Origin of the sequence: Ureibacillus sinduriensis BLB-1 = JCM 15800, from assembly GCF_000772955.1 — a bacterium.
Classification (GTDB): domain Bacteria; phylum Bacillota; class Bacilli; order Bacillales_A; family Planococcaceae; genus Ureibacillus; species Ureibacillus sinduriensis.
Window position 1 is genome coordinate 34,032 of sequence record NZ_JPVO01000032.1, and the last position, 9,531, is coordinate 43,562.

General features: G+C 39.8%; 7 protein-coding genes. 3 read left to right on the forward strand and 4 right to left on the reverse strand.

Annotation, left to right across the window (positions count from 1 at the left end; genetic code table 11):
* Positions 1-16: 16 nt before the first annotated feature.
* Complete coding sequence (locus CD33_RS01445) at positions 17-1,483, forward strand: ABC transporter permease (protein ID WP_373906673.1); 1,467 nt, start codon at positions 17-19, stop codon at positions 1,481-1,483.
* A 24-nt stretch (positions 1,484-1,507) separates the two neighbouring features.
* Positions 1,508-3,310, forward strand: coding sequence for an ABC transporter substrate-binding protein (locus tag CD33_RS01450; protein ID WP_036197470.1), 1,803 nt, complete (start codon positions 1,508-1,510; stop codon positions 3,308-3,310).
* Positions 3,311-3,371: 61 nt separating this feature from the next.
* On the opposite strand, the gene CD33_RS01455 is transcribed toward CD33_RS01450, so the two are convergent.
* From CD33_RS01455 to aceA, 3 genes are all read right to left on the reverse strand, one after another.
* Positions 3,372-4,544: a pyridoxal-phosphate-dependent aminotransferase family protein gene (locus CD33_RS01455; RefSeq protein WP_036197471.1), complete on the reverse strand. Its 1,173-nt coding sequence runs from the start codon at positions 4,542-4,544 to the stop codon at positions 3,372-3,374.
* 207 nt (positions 4,545-4,751) lie between these two features.
* On the reverse strand, positions 4,752-6,353 hold the full coding sequence (gene aceB / locus CD33_RS01460; protein ID WP_036197473.1) for a malate synthase A: 1,602 nt from the start codon (positions 6,351-6,353) through the stop codon (positions 4,752-4,754).
* Positions 6,354-6,456: 103 nt separating this feature from the next.
* Positions 6,457-7,740, reverse strand: a complete 1,284-nt coding sequence (aceA, locus tag CD33_RS01465) for an isocitrate lyase (protein ID WP_036197476.1) — start codon at positions 7,738-7,740, stop codon at positions 6,457-6,459.
* Between the two features lie 212 nt (positions 7,741-7,952).
* Here aceA and CD33_RS01470 point away from each other — a divergent pair, with 212 nt between their 5' ends.
* Positions 7,953-8,630 carry a LytTR family DNA-binding domain-containing protein gene (locus tag CD33_RS01470; RefSeq protein WP_235863420.1) on the forward strand — a complete coding sequence of 226 codons (678 nt, stop codon included), beginning with the start codon at positions 7,953-7,955 and terminating at the stop codon, positions 8,628-8,630.
* A 110-nt stretch (positions 8,631-8,740) separates the two neighbouring features.
* Here the strand turns inward: CD33_RS01470 and CD33_RS01475 are convergent, their stop codons facing one another.
* Positions 8,741-9,214: an HXXEE domain-containing protein gene (locus tag CD33_RS01475; RefSeq protein WP_036197477.1), complete on the reverse strand. Its 474-nt coding sequence runs from the start codon at positions 9,212-9,214 to the stop codon at positions 8,741-8,743.
* Between the last annotated feature and the right edge of the window lie 317 nt (positions 9,215-9,531).

Below are 9,531 nucleotides of genomic sequence, written 5' to 3' on the forward strand. Positions count from 1 at the left end.
AAACTTAAAGCTACTAATGAAAATTACAAAGGAGTATGGGAATGCTCACTTTACATTATCCTTTTCCGCCATTTTTTCATTGCTATTTTTACTATATAGTTATAACTTCAATACCCAAAGCATTCGTCCTATTGTTCTAGCATTTTTTATTATTTATTTGCTAACAACAGTTTATGCTTGGTTTATCTCTAAATCTATAAAAAAAGATTTGGCAACTAATAGAGAGATTCGGGGACGTACACGAATGCTTGGCTATCCATTGATACTGACCGTACTCGTTGGAAATGTTTTCGCCAGCAGTTATGGGATTTCATTGGTTTCGAAAAACAAAACGCCCGAATATACATTTGCAGCTTACGCATTGTTGACCCAGTTGTTTATTATCGGGATTTCAGGATTCAATCTTTTTAAACCTTATGTCATCGATACATTTTTACCGGCGATCAGTGCTTTTGTTTTACTTGCTGTAATTTTCGGCCTGATGGTTATTCTTGTCGCTAAATATGTGACGTCAACATCTGCACCAAAGTGGATGTTTCCGATTGGTATCGTTTTGCTATTGCCTGTTTTGACAGGTAATTTATTTTCTTTGCTGCTCGGGTATGGTCTTATTAAAAAGGCGCGGCAAAAAGATGCTTCTTCTATTGAAAAGTGGCAAAAAATATGGAGTAAAATCCTGCGCAATTCAATGGCCGTATTCGGAATGTTTTTTATCATTTTCATGTTTTCATTGTCCGTCGTAAGTCCCTGGACATTTGATTATGACTTTGCAACACAGAACAATTATTCTGCCATCTTACAGACACCAACACTTGAATACCCACTAGGTACAGATGACTTCGGTCGTGATTTGTTCTCAAGAATTGTCTTTGGTGCCCAAATTTCGTTAATCGTCGGGTTCTTCTCAACGATTATACCAGCCGTAGTTGGTGGTTCACTTGGCGCAATTTCAGGTTACTATGGCAAGAAGACCGATAACATCATCATGCGTCTTCTCGACATTTTATATGCGATACCGGGTATTTTACTGGCAATCGCCATCATCGCTGCATTCGGTGCAAATACAGTCAATTTAATCATCGCCCTTAGTGTAGGTTCTATTCCTACTTATGCACGTACGATGAGAGCTACTGTAATGCAGATTTCCAATTATGAATTTGTAGAATCTGCCAGGGCCTTAGGTGCTTCCGACAGTTCGATTATTTTTAAGCATATCGTTCCAAATTCTATGGCTCCGATGATTGTAAAAGCTACTTTAACAATCGGCAGTGCCGTCATCTCAACAAGTAGTCTCAGTTTCCTGGGATTAGGCGTTGAACCGCATATTCCTGAATGGGGGAATATTTTAAAAATCGGTAGTACTTATCTTGAAACCCATTCATTTTTAGCTATTTTTCCAGGGTTATGTATTATGCTGCTCGTGCTTTCATTCAATTTCTTTGGTGACGGCTTACGGGATGCTCTTGACCCTAAAACAAACTAACAAACTATTTTTAGGAGGATTACTATGAAAAAGCTATTAGCTTTATTATTTGTTGCAGTCCTGGCACTTGCTGGATGCGTACAAAAAAAATCGGATGTTGAAGGCGGAGGCAATGCCGAGACATCTTCTGGTGAAAAACCAACAATCGAAATCCTAGGTCAAACAGCAAATGAAAATGATCTAAATATTTTGCGTGACCAACTATCGAAAAATGGATTTGAAGTAGTATTAAACATTCAACCAGACTATGGTTCATACTCTGCACAAAAAGATGCAGGGAATTATGATATTGCTCTATCAAGCTGGACAACAGTAACAGGGAACCCTGACTATGCTGTTCGTGGCCTGTTTAAAACTGGTGGTGACTACAGTGTTGTTAGTGATTCAAAATTAGATGAATTAATCGACAAAGCGAGTTCTTTAACAGGTGATGAAGCAAAAGAAGCATACGCTGAACTTGAACAGCTTTTAGTATTCGATCAAGCTTACATCGCACCGCTTTACATTTCGAAAAAAGCTCAAGGCATTTATTCAAAGAAGGTTAATCCTGAAACAGTCCTTCTTCCGAAATCTCGTGCGCAAGTTTGGGAAAACATCTCATTTAATGATGAATCCCTTAACGCCAGCGAAACTTTAGTATTGCACCAAGCTATCTCATCTTTGACGTCTCTTGACCCGATCAAGGGTAATGATGGTTCTATCAACACATTAAACACAAACATGTACGTTCGTTTAGTGAATTTAACTGAAGACGATCAAGTGGTCTCTGATGGTTCGTTATCATACAACCATGTAATGGCCGATGGTAACTCGGAATATTACTTCATCTTGCGTGATGATATTAACTTTGCCAAAGTTGAGAATGGTGCAGCGGTTGATACAGGGGAACTTGTATCTGCAGAAGATGTTGTCTTCTCTTTAAACCGTGCAAAGGATGAAAAATCCGTACCGGATCACCGCACATATAGTATTCATGAAAATATTGAAACTGTCGAAGTTGTAACAGACTTAGCGGAATTGCAAAACGCCAAAGCGGCTGGTTCTGATGAAACAGTTTTAGATGCATTATCAAAAGAATTGCCACAGGCAGTAACTGAAGTAGTGGAGTCAGAAGATCAAGTTGACAATGCTGCCGGGAAATATCAAGTTGTGAAAATCACTACACCAAACCCATTCCCGCAAGTTTTAAACTACTTAGCTCACCAATCAGGTGGCATCGTTTCTGAAAAACAAGTAACAAGCATTAATACGTATGACGTAGCAAGCTATGACCCAAACACGGATATTGCTTACGGTGACCAAGCAACAGTGACGGAAGGCAATTCTTACAACAATCACTTATATGCAAGCGGGCCATACATTTTGGTACAAAAAAATGATTATGAAGCTACATTTGTAAAAAACCCTGCTTACCGTGTAGGTAGTGAATACGAACCAAAAATCTCAAACATTTCAGTTCGCTTCATCGATGATAACGACAGTGCACTTTCTGCATTGCGAAATGGCGAGATTGATGTATTGCAAACAGTACCTGAAACAAAAATTGACATCGTTAAATCAGATGAGAATTTAAAGTTGAATGAAGCGGATAGTAATGCTGTGGCCTACTTGCAATTCAATACAAAAGGCCGCGAAGTTTCTGATTCTGCCGACTTACGCAAAGCTGTCCTTTACTCTATTAACCAAGAAGAATTCATTACGTATTACCAAGGGAATAAACTTCCGGCTGTTTCGACTGTATCGCCTCTAATTGATACTGGATTAAAACTTGAAGCAGATGGTGAGAAAGTAAAAGAATTCCTGAAAGCTTATAACGAAAGTAAATAATCGAATTTTAATTTTAAAAGCTGGGGTATGTCAAAAATGACATACCCCAGCTTTTCTTTTTTTACCGAGAAACCATCTGTGATAACTCTGCTCTAAATGCTGTAATGGCTTCCTCTGTATTAACTTTTAACCCCAATTCGTATAACACATCACCTATGTGCCGAATTGCACTTTCCAGCATTTCACGCGTTGTATTGCCCATATGACCAATACGGAATGCATTGCCTGCTAGATGTGCCAACGCACCGGCTACAATCACGCCTTTATGTGAAAGAAGTGTTCTGAATGACATGTCGTCCACGCCTTCCGGGTATAACATACAGCTTAATGTCGGCGCTGCCACCTCTTCAGCGGCCAATGATTCCATTCCAAACGTGCGAAGAGCGGCGCGAACTCCACGACCAAAAGCGATATGACGTTTTTCTCGCTGTTCGATCCCTTCCTCTAAAATTATATTCAGCGCTGTGTTATAGGCATAGATTAAATTTACCGGAGGCGTTGCGAAATACTTGGATGGATCCTGCATAATCGGTATCCAATTCTTGATGTCACAATAGTAGGCCGTGATTGTACCCAAGGCTTCCCTTGCCTCCAAAGCACTTTGATTAAACGCCACAATGGCCAGCCCCGGAGGAACGCCAATTGCTTTTTGGGAACCCGTCAATACGACATCAATTTTATAATCCGGATGTCCATAAGTTTTGCTCATCTTCTCATCAAGAGCTGCTGTTGCTACCACTCCATCTAAAATGATCAGTGCTCCTGCTTGTTTTATTATTGGTACGAGTTTTTCCAAATTCGATATGACACCTGTTGATGTATCGGCGTGAGTGATTGTGACAGCTTTATAATTATCGATAGACAACTTTTCTTGAACGACTGATGGATTTACTTGTTTCCCCCATTCAGCTTGCAAAACATCCACTTCAATGCCATAAGCATTGGCTAGTGGTGTAAACCTGTCACCAAAATAGCCGTGACTAATGACAAGTATTTTTTCCCCTCTTCCAACTGTATTTACAATCGCCATTTCCATTGCCAATGTACCGGAACCTGCCACTATAAATACTTCACCATCTGTTTGCAGTAGGCGTTTTGTTTGCTGTATTGCCGATTTGAACGTGGATACGAAACGTGGATCGGTATGTCCTCTTGTTTCACTTGCTAGTGCCTCATAAATTTCATCAACTACTGGTGTTGGACCTGGTACTAGAAGCAATTCCTTATTTTTCATAACACGACATTTCCCCTTTGCTATGTAATTCCTTTATAGTTCAATTCTTTTAGCCTATGATAAATTCCTTCTAAAAATTAAAAGAATGTCCCACCGGCCCAATCCAGCCAGTAAGACATCCCATCCCCATCTCAAAAAATATATATAATCCCCTTGTTTGAAACTATCAGAAATAGTGGTTTGGAGGCAACTTGCTTCTGATAGATATTAGCTGATTCTTTCATAACCCGGTAGTGTTAGAAATTCAACAAACTCATCTTGCTCGACTAAAGTTTTAAACAGTCCAGCCGCCTCTTCATAACGACCTGTACGATATGCTTGTTCCCCAACAGCACCTTTAATTTTTGCAAGCTCTTCTTTCAAAAGTTCCAGCGTTAATTCAAGTGTCACTTCGCGCCCATCCTGGAGCATTCCCTTTTCATGGCGGATCCATTGCCAAACTTGGGTACGGGAAATCTCGGCGGTTGCTGCATCTTCCATTAAATTATTAATTGGTGCAGCACCATTTCCACGTAGCCACGATGCGATATATTGGACTCCGACGCTTAGATTGATGCGAAGTCCTTCTTCTGTAATTGTGCCTTCTGGAACGGCAACTAGGTCGCTTGCGGTTACATTGACATCCTCGCGTTTTTTATCAATTTGGTTTGGCGTTTTCATAATGGCATCAAATTGTTCCATCGCTACCTTTACTAATCCAGGGTGGGCCACCCACGTACCGTCGTGTCCATCAGTAGCCTCCCTAAGTTTATCTTCCGCAACTTTTGCAAAGGCTGTGTTATTAGCTTCTTCATCATTTTTCACCGGAATTTGGGCCGCCATCCCCCCCATTGCCGGCGCATTCCGCTTATGGCAAGTTTGGATGCATAAAGATGTATAAGCCTTCATGAACGGAACTGTCATCGTCACTTGACCACGATCAGGCAATACGACGTTCGGTTGATTGCGCAGACGTTTGATAAAGCTGAAAATATAATCCCAACGTCCACAATTAAGGCCGGCAGAATGCTCGCGCAATTCGTAAAGGATTTCATCCATCTCAAAAGCCGCGACAATGGTCTCAATCAGAACAGTCGCCTTGATTGTACCTTGCGGGATTTTCAAATAGTCTTGGGCATAAACAAATACATCATTCCACAAACGTGCTTCTAAGTGGCTTTCAAGCTTTGGCAAGTAGAAATAAGGACCTGTTCCGCGAGCAATCAATTCTTTTGCATTATGGAAGAAATACAGGCCAAAATCAAAGAAGCTACCTGACATCGGTTCACCATTTACCAATAGATTTTTCTCCAACAAATGCAACCCTCTTGGACGAACGATTAGTACAGCCGTTTGATCGTTTAAGCTGTATGTTTTTCCATTTGATTCTTGTGTTAATGAAATTGTACGGTTAATTGAATCACGCATATTTATCTGCCCTGCGATCATGTTTTTCCAAGTTGGTGTAGAAGCATCTTCAAAACATGCCATAAACACCTTAGCACCTGAGTTCAATGCATTGATGACCATTTTGCGATCGACAGCAGGCCCCGTAATTTCAACGCGACGGTCTTGCAAATCAATCGGAAGCGGTGCAATCGTCCAATTCCCTTTCCGAATTTGTTCCGTTTCTTTCAAAAACTGAAGCTGCTCTCCGTCATTTAAACGCTTTTGTCGTTCTTCTCTCATTTTAAGCAATTCTTTACGGCGCTCATTAAACTTTTCATGAAGAGAAACGATAAAATCCAATGCCTCAAGGGTCAATATTTCTTGTGTCTGTTCTGATAGTTCCCCCACAATTTGGAAATTTTGTGATGTAGCCTGTTCCATTTTACATATCCCCACCTTATTGATAATCGCTAGTTTTAATAGCCTTGCCCATAAATCTTGTTGTTATTGCGTTGAATTGGTTATGGCCTCATTGGCACAATCTTTATGCGAATTGTGCTGTTTCAGTAGATCCAGCCATCGCGGTAGTAGAAGATGTTCCGCCCGAGATTGCTTGCGCAACTTCATCAAAGTAACCTGTACCTACTTCCCGTTGATGTTTAGTGGCTGTATAACCTTTAGCCTCTAAATCAAACTCTGCCTGCTGGAGCTTAGAGTAAGCCGCCATACCATTATCTTTATAGTCCACAGCAAGCTCAAACATTGATTTATTAAGTGAGTGGAATCCTGCCAAAGTTACGAATTGGAATTTATAACCCATCTTTGCAATTTCGCGCTGGAATTCTGCGATTTCGCTATCTGAAAGTTTGGCCTTCCAGTTAAATGAAGGTGAGCAGTTGTAAGCCAACATTTTCCCAGGGAATTTTTCATGAATACCATTAGCAAATGCACGTGCTTCCTCGATTGATGGATTAGACGTTTCACACCAAATTAAATCTGCATAAGGAGCATAAGCCAACCCGCGTGCAATCGCTTGCTTAATACCCGCTTTTGTACGGAAAAAACCTTCAGGTGTACGTTCACCGGTGATAAACTCGGCATCTCGCGGGTCAATATCACTTGTTACCATGTCGGCTGCATCTGCATCTGTACGGGCAATCAAGATTGTATCCACCCCCATTACATCCATTGCAAGACGAGCTGCGATTAAATTACGAACTGCATTCTGTGTTGGAAGTAATACTTTTCCACCTAAGTGGCCACACTTTTTCTCCGAAGCTAATTGATCTTCTAAGTGGACACCTGCAGCACCCGCCTCGACCATTCCTTTTACCAATTCGAAGACGTTTAACGGACCGCCAAACCCTGCTTCTGCATCGGCAACAATCGGCGCAAACCAATCAAAATCATCGTTACGTCCTTCTGCATGGTCAATTTGATCTGCACGTTGTAATGCTTGATTGATGCGTCTCACCACTTGTGGTACAGAGTTGGCCGGATATAATGATTGGTCAGGATACATTTGACCTGCCAGGTTTGCATCAGCCGCTACTTGCCACCCCGATAAGTAGATTGCTTTCAAACCAGCCTTTACTTGTTGTACTGCTTGATTTCCTGTCAAAGCCCCCAATGCATTGATAAAATCTTCTTCCTGCAAAGACTTCCAAAGACGACGGGCACCACGTTTGGCTAAAGTTTGCTCCACTACAACAGAACCTTGCAGTTTTACAACTTCTTCAGCTTTATATGTTCTTTCAATGCCTTTCCATCTTGGATTTTCAGCCCAATCTTTTTTAATTCCCTCGATTTTTTCACTTCTTGTCGTCATGAATATTCACACCTTCCCCTTTGTTTAAATACTTACTGTTAAAAAATGTTTCATTCGCTGTTCCATAACAGAAGTATTTGTTGTAAATTAATATATAACAGGTTGATTAAATTTTCATTATTTTCTGACGAAATATCGCGTTTTTCAGATGAAATGGCAAAATGTAGGGATAAGTAGTTAGATATTGTTATCAAACAAGGGGGCTCTATGTAATGGAAATGACTGTTCGAGTATTGAAAGAGGAAGCAAGCAGAGGGGATCAATATAAAATTTTATTAGAGGATTGGATTCCAAAGGATGCTTCAATTGTCATAGGGATGCAGGGTACTTATATTTATTGCAGTGCAAGTATTGCACACGTACATCATAAACTTGAGGATGAGATACACCCGAAAAGTGTAGCATGGCAGGTATTGAAAAAGCGAGAAAAGACAGAAATCCTTTCAGATGGGACAATTTTTGGCACGCCTTATTATGCAATGGGTTATCCGATTAGAATCGAACAGCAGGAAGCGGCTCTTGTCATCGTTTTCCCACCCTCATATGTACCCAAAAGGCAGGAGCAATACAGGTTTCTAACAGGGAAGCAAGACGACTGTTGGATACCCGTTCCAATTGAACAAGTCACGCATATTGAGAGCTTGCAAAAACGTACCTGGTTCTATGCCAATAATGAACAATTTAAGACCAATGTTACTTTAAAGGAACTTCAATTAAAGTTGCCAGATTACTTTATACGCATTCATCGATCATATATAATCAATATTTATTTCTTACAACGCATTTCTAAGGACCTTACTTCCAACTTTGTTGTTGAACTTAAGAACGGAGCCTTGCTACCGGTAAGTCAGTCCTATATTAATCAATTAAGGAAAGTTTTAGAGTTCTAACCGATACCAAGTCAAAAAAGATGTTCTCCCCAAAACGAGAGAACATCTTTTCTATATGATGTATTTTTAAGACTGTATTTAATAATGATTACTTCCTTATTGCGGAATTATCATAAACTGCCACCAATTTTAAATAATAACGGTATAAGTGCTAACAAAGTAATTCCAACAACTAACGTCGATAATATTAACTCATTCCATATAATAAAATTCCCATTAAACATTTGATAAAGGACGAGAGAATTTATAGGAATATTAAGCAATAAGCCGGTTAGAAGCCCTGGGGCATACTTCCCCATAAACACCGTAGCTAGTAGATGCGGAAAAATTGCATTGACAATCATCGAGCCTAAAAAGCCAATGAATATCCACTTTATCAACTTTGTATCGGGTGAATATAAATAAGAAATCGCAGATAAATAAGCTAGAATAGTTATTACGATAACTGCAAAATGAAATTGCTTTGAAGTAACCGGTTTTTGAAACTTTGATGATTGTTGGGACCACTTAGGTAACCAGATGGCTTCTTCAATATTATGTAACGTAATCGCTACACAAAAAAGTAATACATATATACCACTCATCATTTCCTCCTTTTAAAGGCAATCTACATTTTGTTTAGTTACATATTCTATCCCATTAATAAAGTGAATCATAAGCTAATATGTTTTGTCTGTTGCTAGTCAATACGTTTCAATAAGTTGTCGCGAACCCTCGATTCAATCCAGGTTCATTTTGGACTTTTCCTTTCCATTATACAGTTACTGGTAATTTCTTTGAAGAGTAATTTTATTTTAAATGCCTTTTGGATTAATAGATTGGACTGTCTTCTTAGTCAAAAAAAAACCACTGATTACTCAGTGGTTTCTGTATGCCTAGCGACGTCCTACTCTCACAGGGG

What these genes read in the sequence shown, in the direction of transcription:
- aceA (WP_036197476.1), bottom strand. Translation starts at nt 7,740, where the DNA reads ATGACGACAAGAAGTGAAAAAATCGAGGGAATTAAAAAAGATTGGGCT.
- CD33_RS01470 (WP_235863420.1), top strand. Translation starts at nt 7,953, where the DNA reads ATGGAAATGACTGTTCGAGTATTGAAAGAGGAAGCAAGCAGAGGGGAT.
- CD33_RS01475 (WP_036197477.1), bottom strand. Translation starts at nt 9,214, where the DNA reads ATGAGTGGTATATATGTATTACTTTTTTGTGTAGCGATTACGTTACAT.
- aceB (WP_036197473.1), bottom strand. Translation starts at nt 6,353, where the DNA reads ATGGAACAGGCTACATCACAAAATTTCCAAATTGTGGGGGAACTATCA.
- CD33_RS01455 (WP_036197471.1), bottom strand. Translation starts at nt 4,544, where the DNA reads ATGAAAAATAAGGAATTGCTTCTAGTACCAGGTCCAACACCAGTAGTT.
- CD33_RS01445 (WP_373906673.1), top strand. Translation starts at nt 17, where the DNA reads ATGAAAATTACAAAGGAGTATGGGAATGCTCACTTTACATTATCCTTT.
- CD33_RS01450 (WP_036197470.1), top strand. Translation starts at nt 1,508, where the DNA reads ATGAAAAAGCTATTAGCTTTATTATTTGTTGCAGTCCTGGCACTTGCT.